Annotated in this window: 17 protein-coding genes and 1 tRNA gene; 9 read left to right on the forward strand and 9 right to left on the reverse strand. The window is 61.7% G+C overall.

Annotated features, from left to right (window positions below; translation table 11 throughout):
* Positions 1–75: 75 nt before the first annotated feature.
* Positions 76–1,476: a M20 family metallopeptidase gene (locus tag P3T24_RS14220; RefSeq protein WP_429435472.1), complete on the forward strand. Its 1,401-nt coding sequence runs from the start codon at positions 76–78 to the stop codon at positions 1,474–1,476.
* 130 nt (positions 1,477–1,606) lie between these two features.
* On the opposite strand, the gene P3T24_RS14225 is transcribed toward P3T24_RS14220, so the two are convergent.
* A complete protein-coding gene (locus P3T24_RS14225) occupies positions 1,607–2,659 on the reverse strand; it encodes an NADP(H)-dependent aldo-keto reductase (RefSeq protein WP_429435474.1) in 1,053 nt (350 codons plus the stop codon).
* A gap of 130 nt (positions 2,660–2,789) precedes the next feature.
* Between P3T24_RS14225 and P3T24_RS14230 the strand changes: the two genes are divergently transcribed.
* From P3T24_RS14230 to P3T24_RS14240, 3 genes are all read left to right on the forward strand, one after another.
* The gene (locus tag P3T24_RS14230; protein WP_074264875.1) at positions 2,790–3,002 is read left to right on the forward strand and encodes a DUF3820 family protein; all 213 of its coding nucleotides are present in this window, start codon (positions 2,790–2,792) and stop codon (positions 3,000–3,002) included.
* A gap of 187 nt (positions 3,003–3,189) precedes the next feature.
* Positions 3,190–3,456 carry a hypothetical protein gene (locus P3T24_RS14235; protein ID WP_074264876.1) on the forward strand — a complete coding sequence of 89 codons (267 nt, stop codon included), beginning with the start codon at positions 3,190–3,192 and terminating at the stop codon, positions 3,454–3,456.
* A 121-nt stretch (positions 3,457–3,577) separates the two neighbouring features.
* Positions 3,578–4,270 carry a carbonic anhydrase gene (locus tag P3T24_RS14240; RefSeq protein ID WP_074264877.1) on the forward strand — a complete coding sequence of 231 codons (693 nt, stop codon included), beginning with the start codon at positions 3,578–3,580 and terminating at the stop codon, positions 4,268–4,270.
* Between the two features lie 59 nt (positions 4,271–4,329).
* On the opposite strand, the gene P3T24_RS14245 is transcribed toward P3T24_RS14240, so the two are convergent.
* The 3 genes from P3T24_RS14245 to P3T24_RS14255 all read right to left on the reverse strand — a co-directional run bounded on the left by P3T24_RS14245 (position 4,330) and on the right by P3T24_RS14255 (position 7,157).
* Complete coding sequence (locus P3T24_RS14245) at positions 4,330–4,980, reverse strand: trimeric intracellular cation channel family protein (protein WP_429435477.1); 651 nt, start codon at positions 4,978–4,980, stop codon at positions 4,330–4,332.
* Between the two features lie 96 nt (positions 4,981–5,076).
* Entirely contained in the window at positions 5,077–6,603 is a 1,527-nt protein-coding gene (locus P3T24_RS14250; protein WP_429435480.1) for a tetratricopeptide repeat-containing sulfotransferase family protein, read from the reverse strand.
* Between the two features lie 299 nt (positions 6,604–6,902).
* Entirely contained in the window at positions 6,903–7,157 is a 255-nt protein-coding gene (locus tag P3T24_RS14255) for a hypothetical protein (RefSeq protein WP_074264880.1), read from the reverse strand.
* Positions 7,158–7,512: 355 nt separating this feature from the next.
* On the opposite strand from P3T24_RS14255, the gene dusA reads away from it, so the two are divergent.
* Both dusA and P3T24_RS14265 read left to right on the forward strand, forming a co-directional pair.
* Positions 7,513–8,514, forward strand: coding sequence for a tRNA dihydrouridine(20/20a) synthase DusA (gene dusA / locus P3T24_RS14260; RefSeq protein WP_074264881.1), 1,002 nt, complete (start codon positions 7,513–7,515; stop codon positions 8,512–8,514).
* Between the two features lie 88 nt (positions 8,515–8,602).
* Positions 8,603–8,678 (forward strand) — tRNA-His (locus P3T24_RS14265).
* A gap of 355 nt (positions 8,679–9,033) precedes the next feature.
* Here the strand turns inward: P3T24_RS14265 and P3T24_RS14270 are convergent.
* Positions 9,034–9,786, reverse strand: a complete 753-nt coding sequence (locus P3T24_RS14270; protein ID WP_429435483.1) for an SH3 domain-containing protein — start codon at positions 9,784–9,786, stop codon at positions 9,034–9,036.
* A 585-nt stretch (positions 9,787–10,371) separates the two neighbouring features.
* Here P3T24_RS14270 and P3T24_RS14275 point away from each other — a divergent pair.
* Positions 10,372–10,743: a hypothetical protein gene (locus tag P3T24_RS14275; protein ID WP_074264883.1), complete on the forward strand. Its 372-nt coding sequence runs from the start codon at positions 10,372–10,374 to the stop codon at positions 10,741–10,743.
* Positions 10,744–10,995: 252 nt separating this feature from the next.
* Positions 10,996–11,241, forward strand: coding sequence for a hypothetical protein (locus P3T24_RS14280; RefSeq protein WP_429435486.1), 246 nt, complete (start codon positions 10,996–10,998; stop codon positions 11,239–11,241).
* A 77-nt stretch (positions 11,242–11,318) separates the two neighbouring features.
* Here P3T24_RS14280 and P3T24_RS14285 read toward each other — a convergent pair whose 3' ends face one another.
* Genes P3T24_RS14285 through ssuD form a run of 4 tightly spaced genes read right to left on the reverse strand, consistent with a single transcriptional unit; the run spans position 11,319 to position 14,491 of the window.
* Positions 11,319–11,534, reverse strand: coding sequence for a TOBE domain-containing protein (locus P3T24_RS14285; RefSeq protein WP_074264885.1), 216 nt, complete (start codon positions 11,532–11,534; stop codon positions 11,319–11,321).
* Positions 11,535–11,587: 53 nt separating this feature from the next.
* On the reverse strand, positions 11,588–12,481 hold the full coding sequence (locus P3T24_RS14290; RefSeq protein ID WP_429435489.1) for an ATP-binding cassette domain-containing protein: 894 nt from the start codon (positions 12,479–12,481) through the stop codon (positions 11,588–11,590).
* Positions 12,478–13,284 (reverse strand): aliphatic sulfonate ABC transporter permease SsuC, encoded by an 807-nt coding sequence (ssuC, locus tag P3T24_RS14295; protein WP_429435491.1) that lies wholly within the window; start codon positions 13,282–13,284, stop codon positions 12,478–12,480. The genes P3T24_RS14290 and ssuC overlap by 4 nt, the downstream gene beginning before the upstream one ends.
* 49 nt (positions 13,285–13,333) lie before the next feature.
* Positions 13,334–14,491 carry an FMNH2-dependent alkanesulfonate monooxygenase gene (gene ssuD / locus P3T24_RS14300; RefSeq protein ID WP_074264888.1) on the reverse strand — a complete coding sequence of 386 codons (1,158 nt, stop codon included), beginning with the start codon at positions 14,489–14,491 and terminating at the stop codon, positions 13,334–13,336.
* A gap of 579 nt (positions 14,492–15,070) precedes the next feature.
* On the opposite strand from ssuD, the gene P3T24_RS14305 reads away from it, so the two are divergent.
* Positions 15,071–15,496, forward strand: a complete 426-nt coding sequence (locus tag P3T24_RS14305) for a hypothetical protein (RefSeq protein ID WP_074264889.1) — start codon at positions 15,071–15,073, stop codon at positions 15,494–15,496.
* Positions 15,497–15,558: the final 62 nt, after the last annotated feature.

A 15,558-nucleotide genomic window follows, 5' to 3' on the forward strand; every position in this document is an offset into this window, starting at 1 on the left:
AATGATTGTGACAAAACAGGCACCCTCCTAGAATCGATCGCACCCCTGCCCTCTATCGCCCCACCGGAGACGACCTTGACCCGCGACCAGGCCATCCAGCACGCAACCCACCACTTCGATTCGGGCGCGTTTCTCGCCGACCTCAATCGCCGCGTCGGCTTTCGCACCGAGAGCCAGGAGCCTGAACGTGCCGCCACCCTGCTCGCCTATCTGACCGGCGAGATCGTCCCGGAGGCTGAGCGCCTTGGATTCGAAACGCGCATCTTCGACAACCCGGTGGCCGGCGCCGGCCCGCTTCTGATCGCCACGCGGCACGAAGGCGACGACCTGCCGACCGTGCTGATCTACGGCCACGGCGACGTGGTCCGCGGCTACGACGACCAGTGGCGCGAGTCGTTGACGCCATGGACCGTGAAGGTCGAGGGCGAGCGCTGGTACGGCCGCGGCACCGCCGACAACAAAGGCCAGCACAGCATCAATCTGGCGGCGCTCGCCAGCGTGCTCGACGCACGCGACGGCAAGCTCGGCTTCAATGCCAAACTGCTGATCGAGATGGGCGAGGAAACCGGCTCGCCGGGACTCGACGCCTTCTGTCACACGCACAAGGAAGCGCTCGGCGCGGACGTGCTGATCGCCTCGGACGGCCCGCGCCTCGCGGCGCGGCGCCCCACGGTCTTTCTCGGCTCGCGCGGCTCGATCAATTTCCGGCTGGAGTTGAACCTGCGCGAGGGTGCGCATCACTCGGGCAACTGGGGCGGGCTGCTCCGCAATCCCGCCACCGTCCTTGTTAATGCGCTGGCAAGCCTTGTGGACGCACGCGGCGTGATCGCGGTCGAAGGCCTGCGACCGCCGCCGATTCCGGACGCGGTACGCCGCGCGCTCGCCGATATCAGCGTCGGCGGCGGTCCGGGCGACCCCGCCGTCGATAACAACTGGGGCGAGCCCGGCCTCACCCCGCCGGAACGCGTGTTCGGCTGGAACAGCTTCGAAGTGCTCGCGCTCAAGGCCGGCAATCCCGAGAATCCGGTCAATGCGATTCCCGCGTCCGCCTTTGCGTATTGCCAGTTGCGCTTCGTGGTGGGCACCGACTGGCAGAACCTCGCTGGGTATCTGCGCACCCATCTCGATGCACACGGCTTTCCGATGGTCGAGATCAGAGTCGAGCGCGGCGCGCCGGCCACGCGGCTCGATCCTGACGACCCGTGGGTCACCTGGGCCATCGCTTCGCTCGAACGCACTACCGGCAAAAAGACGGCGGTCCTGCCGAACCTCGGTGGCACGTTGCCCAACGAAGTGTTCGCCGACACGCTAGGCCTGCCGACCATCTGGGTACCGCACTCGTATCCGGCCTGTTCGCAGCATGCGCCGAACGAGCATCTGCTCGGCCCGGTGGCGCGTGAAGGACTACAGATCATGGCGGGGCTGTTCTGGGACCTCGGCGAGAACGCACCCACGGTGGCGGCAGCGAGGGGCTGAGACCAGCGCTTGCCGAGTCGACGCGAGGACAGCGCCAAGACGGTGCCACGACAATGCCATGCAGCACGCCACAATAAACAACGGGCCCGCTTGCATACGCAACCGGGCCCGCTTCTTTTCCTACCGCAAATTACGGCGCAGGATTCGGCTGCCGCTCGTGCAATGCGTCGATTTCAGCCAGCACTTCCGGCGAGAGCTTCACGTCCACGCTCGCGATATTCTCCTTCAACTGCTCAAGCGAGGTCGCGCCGATCAGATTGCTCGTCACGAAAGGCCGGCTATTGACGAACGCCAGCGCGAACTGCGCGGGCGACAGGCCATGCTGTTTCGCGAGTTCGACGTAACGGCTGGTCGCCTGCACGGCTTGCGGCTTGCTATAGCGCTGGAAGCGTTCGAACAGCGTGATGCGGGCACCCGCCGGACGCGCTCCACCTTCGTACTTGCCTGAGAGCCAGCCGAAGGCAAGCGGTGAATACGCCAGCAGACCAACGCCATCGCGATGCGTGAACTCGGACAGCCCGGCTTCGAACGTGCGGTTCAGCAGGCTGTACGGATTCTGGATGCTGACAATGCGCGGCAAGCCGAGCTTCTCGGAGGCGTGCAGGAACTGCGCGACGCCCCAGGGCGTTTCGTTCGACACACCGATATGCCGCACCTTGCCTTCCTTGACGAACTCAGCGAGCACCGACAAGGTTTCTTCGATCGGCACCGTATAGGCATCTTCAACCCACGGATACGCGCTACGGCCGAAGGTCATGGTGCTGCGATCGGGCCAGTGCAACTGGTACAGATCGACGTATTCGGTTTGCAGGCGCTTGAGACTGTCGTTCAGCGCCTCAGTCAGATTCTTGCGGTCGAACTGATTACCCTCGCCGCGAATATGGCGTGGATTATGCGGCTGACGCGCCGGGCCGGCGATCTTGGTCGCGAGTACGATTTTTTCGCGCGCGCTGCGATGCTGCGCGAGCCAGGTGCCGATACAGCGTTCGGTCGCGCCCTGGGTCTCCGGACGCGGCGGCACCGGGTACATTTCGGCGGCGTCGACCAGCGTGACGCCGTGGTCGAGTGCATAGCCGATCTGCTCGTGCGCTTCGCGCTCGCTGTTCTGCTCGCCCCAGGTCATGGTGCCGAGACCGATCAGGCTGACCTCGATGTCGGAGTTGCCTAGTCTGCGGTATTCCATCGAACTGTTCCTGTTGGTTGGTTGGTTGATTGTACGAAAGGCCACGAAGTTACCATGCCGGCAGAATGCTTGCAGCGCAGCTAAAATGCAGGCCTCACGTCACTCCGGTAAGCTCACCTCAACCCTCGCGATGAATCCAGAACACCTCGAATTGCTGGTCACTCGCGTCATGCCTTTCGGAAAATATAAAGGCAGATTGATTGCGGATTTGCCGGGTCACTATTTGAACTGGTTTGCGAGTCAAGGCTTCCCTCCAGGCGAAATCGGCCGCCTGTTGGCGCTTATGCACGAGATCGATCACAACGGCCTCAAGTCGTTAATCGAACCACTACGCAAACGTTGATCGTCGAGCTTTCAGTTCTGCAAAATCAGTCGACAGTTTCATCACCAAAGCAATACAGAATGAAAGCTGTCGGGCGTGCTGTTTCTTCTGTAAAAAATATTAACGTTTTGCGGCTTGACCCATCGGATTCATCGCGTTGTAATCAGCACCACTGATCCGTTTCTCAGTTCAGATCCCGTTTGCTTCTATGCACAATCTCAGCCTCATTCATCTGCTGGAATACATCGGTCACGACATGTCGCCCGTATGGGCCGTCATTGCATTCTTCATGTTCGGCTATGTCATCGTGGGTCTGCCTGTCCACTTCCGCCAGGGTGCTGCGTCGCGCGACGTCTGGGGCACGGCGGCCGGTGTGACAATGGCCGCGTTGTACGCCGCGTTCCTCGTGTGCGTGTACCCGATGTTGCATCATGCGTTGCATTTGCCACCGCCAGCGATCAGCGTGACGCACTAGCACTGCAACATAACCGCCCAGCTATAGGATTGACTCATTCGATCCGTCATAATCCGGTCTTGGACCCCGTAGCCAAAGGGGGACATGCTCGCGTCATGGTTCCACGCCCGGAGAAAAACACATGCAGGACATCATCGAAGGCTTTCTGAAGTTCCAGCGGGAAGTGTTCCCCGCCCGCTCCGCGCTCTTCAAGCGCCTCGCCAGCAGCCAGCAACCTGGGGTGCTGTTCGTCACCTGCTCCGATAGCCGCGTGGTACCCGAACTGCTGACGCAACGCGAGCCTGGCGATATGTTCGTGATCCGCAATGCCGGCAATATCGTGCCGTCATATGGACCGGAACCGGGCGGCGTCTCCGCGACCGTCGAATATGCGGTGGCGGTGCTGGGCGTCAGAGACATCGTCATCTGCGGGCATTCGGACTGCGGAGCGATGACCGCCATCTCGAGCTGCATGGACCTCGATAAGCTGCCCGCCGTGGATGCGTGGTTGCGGCACGCCGATGCGGCCAAAGCCGTCAACGCCGCCCACAATCATGCGACGCCCCAGGCGCGCCTGAACGCACTGGTGCGCGATAACGTCGAGGCACAACTCGCCAACATCAGGACTCATCCGTCGGTTGCAGTGGCGCTCTCACAAGGGCGCCTCAACCTGCACGGCTGGGTGTATGACATCGAGCGAGGCGCAATTGACGCTCTCGACGGTTCAGCCAACCCGCCAAAGTTCGTTTCGCTAGGCGAGCATCCCGATGTCCGCGCAGTGCGCACACGTCCCGATGATGCCGCCAAGCCGCGGCCAGCCGGTCAGGCCGGATAGTCGCCGGAGTTTGGGCGAGGGAAGATCGTCCGTAGGTATCCTTATCAACTCCGTTGCGCCTAATAACCCGAAGCCTTCGGAAGATGCCAGCCAAACTTGACAGCTGCCATTCGCAGCGCGAAACACGCCACCCCGCCTGCGAATGCGGCCCAACCCGGCGACACGCCGGCGCGACGCGCAAGCACCACCACCAGCGCACCGAAAAAAGCCGCGCTCGCGTAGATATCCGCCCGCAGTACAAGGGGCACACGGGCCAGCAGGATATCGCGGATCACACCGCCACCCACGCCCGTGATGGTACCCATCAGCATCGCAACAAACGGGCGGATCTTGTAGAGCAGCGCTTTCTCAACCCCGGCCACGGCGAACAACGCGAGGCCCGCGGCGTCCAGCACGGTCACCACCAGGCCCGCAACCGGCGGCACAAACGAATGAAGCACGAAGGTGAGCAGACCTGCTGCGAACGTCAGCGCCGGATAGCGCCAGTCGCGGATGGCGCTTGGCGGTGTCGCGCCGAGCAGCAGGTCGCGGATCACGCCGCCGCCGAGTGCGGCGACGAACGATATGACCATCACCCCCAGCAGATCGAGACCGCCACGCATCGCGCTGACCGCCCCCTCGACTGCAAATACAAACGTGCCGGCCAGATCGGCCGCCCAGATGACTGTCTCGACGTTTAACCTTGTTTTGCTGATCGACAGTGTTGGCATTGCCCTGTCACCCCTACCCTCGTTTGAGTTGTCGAAAGGTATCGCGGAAACAGGCCAAAGAGGGAAATTTTTTCAGTCGCAGGTGGACGGCCTGCGTCAGACGGCACTCCGCTTGCGATCTGCCTCCAGCAACGCGGGGCCAAGGCCATCGTAGAGAGGCTGAAGGAGTTCCGCGGCCGGACGCCAGCGTTCGAGCGAGGTGCGGAACAACGGCTTGCGCACCTGCGAAGCGCTCGCGGTATTCACCTGACGCTGGGTCTGATGGAACGCGAGACAACGTTCGTCCCAGTCGAGTCCGCAGTGAGCGAGCATGCGTCGCACGTTGCCCTCGAGATCGTTCACGAGGTCCTCGTATTGCACCTCGATCATCACGCCCGGAGGTAGTGCCTCGCGCCAGTGGGCCATCAGTGCATCGTACGCACGGTAGTAGCGGCCCAGTTCGCCCAGGTCGTAGCCAAACGGGACGTCCTGGAAAATCCGCGAGTAAATCGACAGGCAGACTTCCACCGGCGAACGGCGGCTATGGATGAACCGTGCATTCGGCAACGCCAGATGGATCAGGCCGACGTTGATGAAGTTGAACGGATACTTGTCGGTAATGCGCCCGTAGCTCGATGCGTCAGGCACCTCGACGCCAATGCGGCGCACGTAGTCCGCGCCGAGCGGAGCCAGCTGCACAGCAGTCGCCGAACGCATGTCGTCGAAGTTGAGCTTGTGTTTGTCCGCCTCGCTGCGCGCGAGCGCGTTCACCAGCGCCTTGCCGAAATCCGGACGCTCCCCCGCACCGAAGACCTGCGGATGGCTCGCCAGGATCTGCTCGATCAGCGTCGATCCGGAACGCGGCATCCCGACGATAAAAACCGGTGACGTGGACGGATCGCCGAGACCCCGTTTGGCTTTCAACACCTCTGCGTTCAGCAGGCGAGGCAGATGACCGAACAGGTCCAGCGTCATGGCCTCGTTGTAGTTCACGCCACGGCGATACATCGTATTGGCTTTCAGCAGATGCTCGAACGACTGGTCATGCTGGCCGAGATCGCCTAGCGCGTGACCCATGGCGAAATGCAGTTGCGCCTGATTGTCCGGGGTCATCGCAGCGGTGTGCCGCACCAGCTTTTGCATCGTGACGAAGCACGGATCGTCGAGCGTCATGCGCTTCGACTGAACGAAATTGCGGTAGTACACCATGCTGTGCGGCGCGATCTCGATCGCACGGCGGTAAGCCGCATGCGCCTCGTCGAAACGACCCAGAGATTGCAGACAGTTCGCCATGTTGTTGTACGAACCGTCGACCAGCGTGCCCAGTTGCGCCGCCCGCCGATAGCTGAGCACCGCCTCTTCGAGCTGATGCATCTGCTCGAGAATCCAGCCGATGTTGTGATGGATGTCCGCGTTGTTGGGGTCGAGCGCCTGCGCCTGGCGGTAACGCTCCAGCGCTTCCGGGAGGCGCTCCATTCTGGCGAGCGTCGAGCCGAGGTTGTTGTAGACGCCGGGGTCTGCCGGCCGCTCGAGCCGAACCTGTTCGTAGCACGCGAGCGCTTCCTCGAACTCACCGCGTTCGGCGCACGCGTTACCACGGGCGAACCAGTCGTCCGCTGTTGCCAGCTGTTTGTCTTGCGTCATGGACGGCCAGAAATCGCGACTAAAAGCACCGTTGAGCGGCGGGCGGCGTACGTCGTACCAATAGAGCGCGAACTTAGCAGGAATGCGTCAGAACTTGATTTCCAAATTTCACAAACTGTTACAGGAGGAGTAACGGTGTGAGGTAGCGGCGAACACGACGTGAGGATGAGGTAGCTGCCAGGATAAAATTGCATGCCGCCAATAAAAAACGCCAGACTCTGCCGGCGATTGCCTCCAGAGTCTGGCGTTTCTTCGCAAGGCGTTCTTTGCGAACGCCTTGTGTTACCCGATTACTGCAATTACTGAGCTTGCTGGCCGTTCGAAACCTGATGCGAGCCCGATTGCGACGACGTTGCGTTCACACCGCCGTATGCGTTCTGGTCTGCAGCAGCGCGCTCAGCGGCAACGGTTTGCACGCTTTGGCCTTGTTGCGAAGCCGGAGCACCAACGCCCGGACGATAGAACGGTGCCGGGCCGTAGCCGCTGGCGAAAGCAGGTGCTGCGAGCGAGGCGGAAGCGGCAACCAACAGGGCGGCGATAAGCTTGTTCTTCATGATGACTCCAATAAATGTTTCGGATTTCGTTTCAGGAAGACGTCGCGACATGGTGCTGCTAAGGCTGTCTGCAACATCGATGGGAATAAGTGTATTCCCTTACTATCGAGAATTTATACTGATAATCCGAAATAACTTTTCTTGTGGCTGAAACAATCCGTCAGCGCCTTACCTGAGGCGGATGACAAGGGGGTCAGGACTACCCAAAAAGATGTCAGGGTCGATTTTCTTCTGGCCCTTCTTTTATCTGTCACGCCCCCGACAAGCCGGCTCCGCGACACCGGCGGCGCGCCGCTCGGACTCTCGCCGGCTTGCGGTAAAATTGCGGTTTGATTTCCGCCGCCGGCCGTTTCCCATGTCTCTCGCCCTACCTGCCAATCCACGTCGCGTCAGTGTTGCGCCGATGATGGACTGGACTGATCGCCACTGCCGTTCGCTGCATCGCGTGCTGTCGCGCCATACGTGGCTTTACACGGAGATGGTGACGACCGGCGCGCTGCTGCATGGCGACGTCCCCCGCCATCTGGCATTCACGCCTCACGAAGCCCCGGTTGCGCTGCAACTGGGCGGCAGCGAACCCGACGACCTCGCCCGCTCGGCGAAACTCGGCGAACAGTGGGGCTACGACGAAATCAACCTGAATTGCGGCTGTCCGTCGGAGCGGGTGCAGCGCGGCGCATTCGGCGCATGCCTGATGAACGAACCGCAACTGGTGGCCGACTGCGTCAAGGCGATGCGCGATGCTGTTTCGGTGCCGGTGACGGTCAAACATCGGATCGGCGTCGACGCAGTGGAGGAATATGGCTTCGTGCGCGATTTTGTCGGCACGATTGCCGAGGCCGGCTGCGAAGTGTTCATCGTGCATGCGCGCAATGCGATTCTGAAAGGCCTCAGCCCCAAAGAGAATCGCGAGATTCCGCCGCTCAAATACGATTTCGCGTATCAGCTAAAGCGTGATTTTCCGCAGCTCGAGATCATCATCAACGGTGGTATCAAGACGCTCGACGAAGTCGAACTGCATTTGCAACACGTCGACGGTGTAATGCTGGGCCGCGAGGCTTATCACAACCCGTATGTGCTGGCCGATGTCGACGCGCGCTTTTATGGCTCGACTGCTGTCCCGGTGACACGCGAAGAGGCCGAAGCGAAACTGATCGAATATTGCGCGGCTGAACTCGCGCGCGGCACGTTCCTTGGTGCGATCACGCGTCATGCGCTTGGACTGTACCGCGGTGTGGCCGGCGCACGCGGCTGGCGTCGCGTGCTTTCGGACAGCAAAAAACTGGCCGCGCGCGATCTCGCGATTTTCGACGAAGCAAGACAGCATCTGCGCGAGCCCGCCGAAATCTTTGAATAAAGGGCTAGGCAAATACAGATCATGTTTGTATAATCTCGCTTCTTGATCGGCAAGCCAGTTCTTGGTGAGCCAAGCAGATGTTCCAGTGGTGGCTGTAGCTCAGTTGGTAGAGTCCAGGATTGTGATTCCTGTCGTCGTGGGTTCGAGTCCCATCAGCCACCCCACTTTCCCCAAAGCTGTTCCGCGCTAGTTCCTCCGTTAGGGACATTTGAGCTTTTTCGGCTTGCGACTTCGTTATGGCTTTTTGCCCTCCGGCGAAGCTCATCATTCGCGCCTGTTACCAGAACCCAGTTGTCGCTTTTGTCCCTGCGATAAAACTCGCGCACGCACACCTTCCGCTTATCCCTCTGCATTCATTTCGCACTCCATCGCGTCTGCGATAAAACTCATCTCCCAAACGAAATACGCCGCGATGGCATCGTCTACCAACGCGGCGCATGTAAGTCGGCTGACCGCAGCGACATAAGCCACTGCAAAGAAGACCGCATCTCTACCGTCTTCCTCGTTTAGCCAACCATCCTAGTTGTGCTGCTCATGTCCCTCATGACCGCCTCCATGCTCCTGTGGAGCAGGACCATGGGCTGGCGGCGGACCCGCGTGGACCGGCGGCTGCGCGACATGCGCCGGCGGCGCGCCGGCTCCTGGAGGAAGACCACCATGGCCAGGCGGCGGCCCTTCATGTCCCGGCTGTGGCTCACCACGCCCAGGCGGCGGCCCTTCATGTCCCGGCTGCGGCTCACCATGCCCAGGCGGCGGTCCTTCGTGTCCGGGGGGCGGACCACCATGCCCAGGCGGCGGTCCTTCATGCCCAGGGGGCGGGCCGCCATGGCCCGGCGGAGGCCCACCGCGTCCGGGCGGCGGCGGTGGGTGATGCGCCCAACGCTGCTGGTCGTTATACCAGGGCCGTCCGCGGTAATGGCTGCCCCAATATGAGCCGATCGAAAACGTCACAATAGGCAGGCCAATCGCCGTTCCATAAGTGAGGATCGGCACGTTGCTCCCCTGATACGGATAACTGAGACTGCCTGCGTAGACCCAGCCACGCACATCCGGCGCCGCCACGTCGCACCAGCTATACCCGCTGACGCAACCCATCACCGTGACCGGCGCGCCGGGAGGTAACTGGGACACTGCGGGGTAATCATCCGCCGGTCCCGCATAGAGATTCACCGGACTATTGGTGTAAGCCTGCGACTGTGCGAACGCCACGCCTGGTAAGGTCAACAGGCCGGCAGCGCCGGCCAGCAATCCGCTAACGACTCGTTTTCGCATCGCCCTTCCCCTGTGATTCATTTATCTTCACGTCCTGCATGATGCGAACGCTCCCTTGGTAATGCCTTATGTGCCGGGCAGCAATAACCGTTCCCAGCACGCGGGACGCGGGGTTGGGCGCATGGTCCATGCGTCGTTCGTATGAGGAGGCTTTCCTGAGATAAACCGTCGATCGACAACTAACCTTCAATCAATTGCTCGCGGCTCCCGCCCGCTCCACTCAATCAGGATTCCTTTGTATATTCATACAAGTGATGCGACTACATCCCGCCTCGTCAACCCGGTATCCGTTCCAGTCCTTCACCGCCTCGCGGTGTCACGTCGGGACGGCACGGGGTAAACAAAAGCTCTCCACAGAATCGCGCGGCGTCAGGTGCCGTAAGGCGCGTTAAGCTGCGGTGAAACCTGCGGCATCGCCACCGGCTCTACACTAGGTACTCCTCTTCCCTGAGAGGGTTTGTCTCTCACACTCTTGCGGCCCACTTCCCCTGGTGGGCCTTTTTTTTGCCCTTGCCAAAACCTGCAGGCATACGGGCGCCTGCCCTACAATAGCCGGCTAATCGATCTGGTATGAGGATGTAGCACATGCAGTCAAGAATCAGAACACACGCCCGGACGCTCGCGCTGACGTTGCTCACGGCGTGCTTCACGCTCAACGCGAAAGCCGAAATGACGGCGGACCAATACAAGAAGTGGGCGCACGCGGACAACAGCTCGGTCTACGCCGCCTACATCACCGGCGCGATCAATGAACTGGGCTGGGCAAACGGCGACCTGATAGCGAAAAAGCGCCCTCCGCTCTTCTGTCCGCCCGAACAGCTGCCTATCGGCGCGCAGACCGTGTACCCGCTGCTGGATGAGTTTTTCACCAACCACCCGGGCCTCTCCGACGACTTCCCGGTCGGCCTTGCGATCCTGCGCTCGCTGCAGGCAGCGTTTCCGTGCCCGACCAAGTAAGCCCAACGTGACTTGTGGGCGCGCCCCTGTTTTGCGGGCACCGCCGAAGGCGGCATAGGACGGGCTGGATCGACCTAAGCCGACCTCAGCCTATAAAAACGGCATCCGCGGAAAATCCCGCCGCGAGGAATCTGAAAGGGAAGCGAATTTTCCTGTCAGGCCGCGGTCTACCCAAGACGGACAGCGGATCTCTCGACAGGGCCGGGCGCGGCCGCTGATCGGGCACCGCAAGGCACGGCCAAGGAGGATCGGATGAAACGAGGCAAATCTGCGTTGCTCGCAGCGGCTTGCGCGCTCGCTGTATTGACCGTCGCACCCCACGGGGTGCTCGCGCAAACGCCGCCGAAGGATAGCGGCGCTTCGATGGTAAAACCGCCTGACGCGGCCGGCACGACCAATCCGGCGAATCCCGACAACATGCCGGTCAAACGTCCTCCCGCCCCTACGCACGACAAGATGACGCATGAGCCGCCTGCCAGCGCGGCCGTCGCCAAATAAAACGCGGCAGAGGTAGCGATGCGGCATATCCCTGCCGCACGACTACCCCTGCCGCGCGAATGCAAAACTGCGTGGCCTCAGAGCCGCGCGATCGACACCTCGGTCGACTTCACCAGCGCCACCACTTCGGAGCCGACCTGAAGATCGAGTTCGTCGACCGAACGCGTCGTAATCACCGAGGTGACGATACCAAACGGCGTCTCCACGTCGACTTCGGACACCACCGATCCGCGGATGATTTCCTTGACCTTGCCCTTGAACTGATTACGTACGTTGATTGCGGAAATGCTCATTTCGAGTGACTCCAGTAGATCGATAAATCGAGAAAAAGCTCAGGCAAGGACTGTCAGACAGCCCAACGGACTTCGCTAGGCCGCACGAGGCGGTCGTCGTGATGCGGATCGGGACGATAAGGAAGTGCATCATCGTTCGACGTAGTCTTCAACACGCGCTGCAGCACGTGATCCTCAAGCGCGGCAAATCCCGCCGACGCACGTGCACGCGGCCGCTCGAGCGGCACGGGCTGATCAAGCGCAATACGGCCGTCTTCGATCAACAGGATCCGGTCGCCCAGCGCAACCGCTTCATGCACATCGTGCGTGACAAGCAGCGCAGTAAAGCGATGCTCGAGCCACAGGCGTTCGATCAGCGCATGCATTTCGATCCGCGTCAGTGCGTCGAGCGCGCCGAGTGGCTCATCGAGCAGCAGCAGTTGCGGACGGTGCACGAGCGCACGCGCGAGCGCCACCCGTTGACGCTGACCGCCGGACAACTGCGCCGGCCAGTCGTTGGCGCGTTCTAGCAGACCGACTTCATTGAGGACCGCTCGCGCATCCTCGCGCGCGCCGCGTCCTAGCCCCAGCATCACGTTGTTCAAAACGCTCTTCCACGGCAACAGACGCGCGTCCTGAAACATGATGCGGGTATCGAGCGGACGACCATCCTCGGCGCGCTTTTCCAGCACACCGGCAGTAGGCTTCTCGAGTTCGGCGACGAGGCGCAGCAAGGTGGATTTACCGCAGCCGCTGCGGCCGACAATCGCGACAAAGCTGCCACGCTCGATCGACAGATCGAAGTCCGTCAGTACGGCGCGTTCGCCATACTGCTTGCCGACGCCGCGCAATTCGACCGCATGATCGGTGCCGCGCTGTGCCTCACGCGCAAGCGGTGCGGCGGCAGCGGCGTCCACCACACCTGCGATACCGCCAAAGCTCGTCGTCGAAAAGGTCGGGCTGCTCATGCTTTCGCTCCTCGTTGATAGGCCGGATGCCAGCGCAACGTGACGCGTTCAAGCGTTTTCGCCAGCAGGTCGGCGAGCTTCCCAAGCCCCGCATACAGCAGAATGCCGACCACCACGACATCGGTCTGCAGGAATTCGCGCGCATTCATCGTCATGTAGCCGATGCCCGATTGCGCAGAGATCGTTTCAGCGACGATCAGCGTGACCCACATCAAGCCGAACGCAAATCGCACGCCGACGAGAATCGACGGCAGCGCGCCCGGCAGGATCACATCCCAATACAGCCGGAAGCCCTTCACGCCATAACTGCGCGCCATTTCGATCAGGTTGGCATCGACCGAGCGTATGCCGTGGAACGTATTCACATAGACCGGGAAAAACACCCCGAGCGCGACGAGAAACACCTTCGCCTCTTCCTCGATCCCGAACCACAGGATGACGAGCGGGATCATCGCCAGGGCGGGAATATTACGGACCATCTGCACGGTCGAGTCGAGCACGACTTCGACCGGTCTGAACAGCCCCGTCGCCAGTCCGAGCGCGAGGCCGATACCACCGCCGACCGCGAAACCCGACACCGCGCGCCAGGTGCTGACCTTCACGTCGGCCCACATTTCACCGGACTGGATCAGCGACCACGCCGCCTTCACCACAGCGAGCGGCTCGGGCAATACGCGCGTCGAAAGGAGACCGCTGCGCGCAGCGACTTCCCACGCGAGCAGGATCACAAGCGGGGCAATCCACGGCGCAGCATGCCCGCCGATACGCCGCCAAACATTTTCGGTTCCACTGGATCGAGCCATGATTGCTTACTCCACTCCTTCTTGATGCAGGGGCTGCGCCCAGATGCAATCAGCTGGCGCTGACCTTGGGCAAATGGATATTGCCGACGATTTCACCAAACGGTCCGGAGAGCGGCCCGCTCGCGCTGGTGCGCTTGCGGTTCGGCAACAGCGGGAACACCAGTTCGGCGAAGCGGTACGACTCTTCCAGGTGCGGGTAGCCGGACAGAATGAACGTATCGATGCCGAGATCCGCATACTCTTTCATGCGTGCGGCAACCTGCTCAGGACTACCGACCAGCGCCGTACCTGCCCCACCGCGCACGAGCCCCACGCCTGCCCATACATTCGGATAGACCTCGAGATCCGCGCGACCGCCGCGCTTGCCGCCATGCAACGCAGCCATGCGGCGCTGTCCTTCCGAATCCATCTTGGCAAACGACGCCTGCGCACGCGCGATGGTTTCGTCGTCCAGCTTGCTAATCAGCTTGTCGGCGGCGGCCCACGCTTCCTCTTCCGTCTCACGCACGATGACGTGAAAGCGAATCCCGAACTTGATCTTGCGGCCATGCGCTTCGGCGCGCGCACGAATGTCGGCGATCTTCTTCGCGACCGCTTCCGGCGGCTCGCCCCAGGTCAGGTACGTATCGATGTGCTCGCCGGCCATCTCATGGGCAGCCGGCGACGAGCCGCCGAACCACAGCGGCGGATGCGGGTTCTGCACCGGCGGATAGAGCAGCTTGCCGCCCTTCGACTGCAGATGCTTGCCTTCGAAGTCGATCGTGTCGTTGGTATGCGCGGCGGCCAGCATCTTGCGCCAGATGTGCAGGAACTCGTCGGTGATCTCATAGCGCGTGTCGTGACTGACGAACACGCCGTCGCCTTCCAGCTCCGCTGCATCGCCGCCGGTCACCACGTTGATCAGCAGGCGCCCGCCCGACAGACGGTCGAACGTCGATGCCATGCGCGCCGCCAGTCCCGGCGACGTGATGCCCGGACGGATCGCGACGAGGAACTTCAGACGCCGCGTCGCGGCGATCAGGCTCGAGGCGACCACCCACGCGTCTTCGCATGAACGGCCTGTCGGCAGCAGCACGCCCTCATAGCCGAGCGTATCGGCGGCGACGGCGATCTGCTGGAAGTAGTCGTAATCGGCTGCGCGTGCGCCTTGGGACGTACCGAGATATCGGCTGTCGCCGTGAGTCGGGATGAACCAGAACACATTCATTTGCTGCTCCTGCTTGTTCGAGACTGGATTGATGAAGGACGAAAGGGTCGGCGGCCACACGCTACCGGAGCGCGGCGGACCAGACCTGCGACGCCGCCCCGGGCGGTTGCCGGAGCACGCGTCGAGCGATAACCGGAAAAGCGTGTCTACAGGACCGCGAAGATCTCGAGCGTCGTGCGATGTGGACTAGCGGCAGAGCCGGCCTTAGGACCCGATGCGTGGCTACCGGCAGACCAGACAGCAAGGCTCGGCGCGCCCGGGTGACGCAGCGAGGATGGCGGAGATCGGCTTCAGAGAGGACATCGCGACAGCTTCCCTTGACGAAACGTGCACCTCAGCGGGGCACGAAAAGTGGACGACGGCAGTCATGCCGTCTACATGGAGAAACAGTCTATGGATCGGGCCCAGGCTTTTGAACGATTTTTTTTAGCTTAGGTTTTCCACTTTCGTGATTAGCCTGACGCTAAAGCATACAAGCGGCTTGGCTGAAACCTGCTGAAGCGTCTATATAATGACGCGTCTTTCGATAATCCGGCGCGGGCCGTGTCAGTTGCGCCCGGGTCCTTGGCGCTGCATTGCATGCAAAAAATCATCCTGCCGTTCGTCTCCGGCTTTCTGGCTTCGCTGTTTTTTCATGAGTCCACCCTCGGACTGCTGCATGCAGCCGGGCTGATCGATCCGGCAGGTTTCTCGACCGCGCCGTTTCAGCCGCTAGGGTTGCCGGAGTTCATCGCCAACGCCGTCTGGAGTGCCGTTTGGGCCGTGCTGATGGCGTGGCTGCTGCGCGTGGCGCCCGAGCGGCGTGCGCCGTGGATTCAGGCCTTCGTATTCGGCGGCATCGTGCTGACCGCGGCAAGCGTCTTCGTGGTGGATCCGCTGCGGGGCATCTGGCCGAGCGGCAACATGCTGCCGCGCCTCGCCATGGGATTCGCGGCAAACGCCATGTGGGGATGGGGCGCGCTCGTATTCATGCGCGCCTTTATGGCGTTCGAAGACGAGGAATGACGCTGACACCGGCGCGGCTGCGATTTCGCTGATGCGGCGCCGGTACTCCGGAGATTCGGGGG

This window comes from Paraburkholderia sp. GAS33, from assembly GCF_050436645.1.
Taxonomy (GTDB): Bacteria; Pseudomonadota; Gammaproteobacteria; order Burkholderiales; family Burkholderiaceae; genus Paraburkholderia; species Paraburkholderia phenazinium_B.

What these genes read in the sequence shown, in the direction of transcription:
- P3T24_RS14225 (WP_429435474.1), bottom strand. Translation starts at nt 2,659, where the DNA reads ATGGAATACCGCAGACTAGGCAACTCCGACATCGAGGTCAGCCTGATC.
- P3T24_RS14230 (WP_074264875.1), top strand. Translation starts at nt 2,790, where the DNA reads ATGAATCCAGAACACCTCGAATTGCTGGTCACTCGCGTCATGCCTTTC.
- P3T24_RS14235 (WP_074264876.1), top strand. Translation starts at nt 3,190, where the DNA reads ATGCACAATCTCAGCCTCATTCATCTGCTGGAATACATCGGTCACGAC.
- P3T24_RS14240 (WP_074264877.1), top strand. Translation starts at nt 3,578, where the DNA reads ATGCAGGACATCATCGAAGGCTTTCTGAAGTTCCAGCGGGAAGTGTTC.
- P3T24_RS14245 (WP_429435477.1), bottom strand. Translation starts at nt 4,980, where the DNA reads ATGCCAACACTGTCGATCAGCAAAACAAGGTTAAACGTCGAGACAGTC.
- P3T24_RS14250 (WP_429435480.1), bottom strand. Translation starts at nt 6,603, where the DNA reads ATGACGCAAGACAAACAGCTGGCAACAGCGGACGACTGGTTCGCCCGT.
- P3T24_RS14255 (WP_074264880.1), bottom strand. Translation starts at nt 7,157, where the DNA reads ATGAAGAACAAGCTTATCGCCGCCCTGTTGGTTGCCGCTTCCGCCTCG.
- dusA (WP_074264881.1), top strand. Translation starts at nt 7,513, where the DNA reads ATGTCTCTCGCCCTACCTGCCAATCCACGTCGCGTCAGTGTTGCGCCG.
- P3T24_RS14270 (WP_429435483.1), bottom strand. Translation starts at nt 9,786, where the DNA reads ATGCGAAAACGAGTCGTTAGCGGATTGCTGGCCGGCGCTGCCGGCCTG.
- P3T24_RS14275 (WP_074264883.1), top strand. Translation starts at nt 10,372, where the DNA reads ATGCAGTCAAGAATCAGAACACACGCCCGGACGCTCGCGCTGACGTTG.
- P3T24_RS14280 (WP_429435486.1), top strand. Translation starts at nt 10,996, where the DNA reads ATGAAACGAGGCAAATCTGCGTTGCTCGCAGCGGCTTGCGCGCTCGCT.
- P3T24_RS14285 (WP_074264885.1), bottom strand. Translation starts at nt 11,534, where the DNA reads ATGAGCATTTCCGCAATCAACGTACGTAATCAGTTCAAGGGCAAGGTC.
- P3T24_RS14290 (WP_429435489.1), bottom strand. Translation starts at nt 12,481, where the DNA reads ATGAGCAGCCCGACCTTTTCGACGACGAGCTTTGGCGGTATCGCAGGT.
- ssuC (WP_429435491.1), bottom strand. Translation starts at nt 13,284, where the DNA reads ATGGCTCGATCCAGTGGAACCGAAAATGTTTGGCGGCGTATCGGCGGG.
- ssuD (WP_074264888.1), bottom strand. Translation starts at nt 14,491, where the DNA reads ATGAATGTGTTCTGGTTCATCCCGACTCACGGCGACAGCCGATATCTC.
- P3T24_RS14305 (WP_074264889.1), top strand. Translation starts at nt 15,071, where the DNA reads ATGCAAAAAATCATCCTGCCGTTCGTCTCCGGCTTTCTGGCTTCGCTG.